Origin of the sequence: Microbacterium sp. NPDC087589, assembly GCF_044743635.1 — a bacterium.
Taxonomy (GTDB): domain Bacteria; phylum Actinomycetota; class Actinomycetes; order Actinomycetales; family Microbacteriaceae; genus Microbacterium.
On sequence record NZ_JBIUWV010000011.1, the window covers coordinates 1,752 to 3,688 of the forward strand.

1 rRNA gene (only partly in view) is annotated in these 1,937 nt (G+C 54.4%); it reads right to left on the reverse strand.

Annotation, left to right across the window (positions count from 1 at the left end):
* Positions 1–1,686 (reverse strand): 23S ribosomal RNA (locus ACIOU8_RS18125); it reaches 1,517 nt to the left of the window's first position.
* Positions 1,687–1,937: the final 251 nt, after the last annotated feature.

Consider the following 1,937-nt stretch of genomic DNA (forward strand, 5'->3'; position numbering starts at 1 on the left):
ACCGGGACAACCATCGCCCGGCTGGACTACCTTCCTGCGTCACACCTGTTAATACGCTAACCGCACCAGAATGGGGTCGTGCGCTAGGCCCAACGCGTCACCCCGAAGGGATCAGTCACTGGGATTCAGACACTTAGCACTACTGGATTAGCTTGGGCGGTTCTTCGCCGGTACGGGAATATCAACCCGTTGTCCATCGACTACGCCTGTCGGCCTCGCCTTAGGTCCCGACTTACCCAGGGAAGATTAGCTTGACCCTGGAACCCTTGGTCTTTCGGAGGACGTGTTTCTCACACGTCTTTCGCTACTCATGCCTGCATTCTCACTCGTGTAGCCTCCACGGCTGGTTTACACCGCCGCTTCGCTGGCCACACGACGCTCTCCTACCCATCAACACGGCTGGACCACGAAGGCCTACCAATAATGTCAATGCCACAACTTCGGTGGCGTGCTTGAGCCCCGTTACATTGTCGGCGCGGAATCACTTGACCAGTGAGCTATTACGCACTCTTTCAAGGGTGGCTGCTTCTAAGCCAACCTCCTGGTTGTCAAGGCAACTCCACATCCTTTCCCACTTAGCACGCGCTTTGGGACCTTAGTTGGTGGTCTGGGTTGTTTCCCTCTCGACTATGAAGCTTATCCCCCACAGTCTCACTGCTGCGCTCTCACTTACCGGCATTCGGAGTTTGGCTGACGTCAGTAACCTTGTAGGGCCCATCGGCCATCCAGTAGCTCTACCTCCGGCAAGAAACACGCAACGCTGCACCTAAATGCATTTCGGAGAGAACCAGCTATCACGAAGTTTGATTGGCCTTTCACCCCTATCCACAGCTCATCCCCTCAGTTTTCAACCTAAGTGGGTTCGGTCCTCCACGACGTCTTACCGTCGCTTCAACCTGGCCATGGATAGATCACTTCGCTTCGGGTCTAGGACATGCGACTGAATCGCCCTATTCAGACTCGCTTTCGCTACGGCTACCCCTCAACGGGTTAACCTCGCCACATATCGCTAACTCGCAGGCTCATTCTTCAAAAGGCACGCTGTCACAGCTACTAAGGCTGCTCCAACGGTTTGTAAGCAAACGGTTTCAGGTACTATTTCACTCCCCTCCCGGGGTACTTTTCACCTTTCCCTCACGGTACTTGTCCGCTATCGGTCATCTGGGAGTATTTAGGCTTATCAGGTGGTCCTGACAGATTCACACGGGATTTCACGGGCCCCGTGCTACTTGGGATACTCTTCGCGCCACGGTTGGCATTTCGACTACGGGGTTGGCACCCTCTATGACCGGCCTTTCAAGACCGTTCGTCTATACCATCGTGTAACGCCGCCATCTCGGCAGAGATGACTGAAAAGTCCCACAACCCCCAACGTGCAACGCCTGCCGGCTATCACACACGCTAGGTTTAGCCTGTTCCGGTTTCGCTCGCCACTACTAACGGAATCGCGGTTGCTTTCTCTTCCTGTGGGTACTGAGATGTTTCACTTCCCCACGTTCCCTCTACCCGCCCTATATATTCAGGCGGGAGTCACTAGGTCGGCACGCCGCCCAGCGGGGTTTCCCCATTCGGACACCCTCGGATCAAAACTTGCTTATCAGTTCCCCGAGGCTTATCGCAGATTGCTACGTCCTTCTTCGGCTCCAGATGCCAAGGCATTCACCGTTTGCTCTTAAAGACTTGATAAATCACATGAGTTTGAATCAGAATCGACACCAGACACAAGGCCTGGCTTGAAATTGACTAATGATCTTTAAGATCATCTTGTGCAACCGACCGAAGCCGGCTGCAAGATGCTCGCGTCCACTGTGTAGTTCTCAAAGTACGGGCGGTACCCCTTCTCGCCTCCCCCACAAGGGAAACAACAAGAGGCCCAGAGGTACAGAAACAAGTCCGAAGACTCGCATCCGGTCCCTCAGGACCCAACAGCGTGCAGA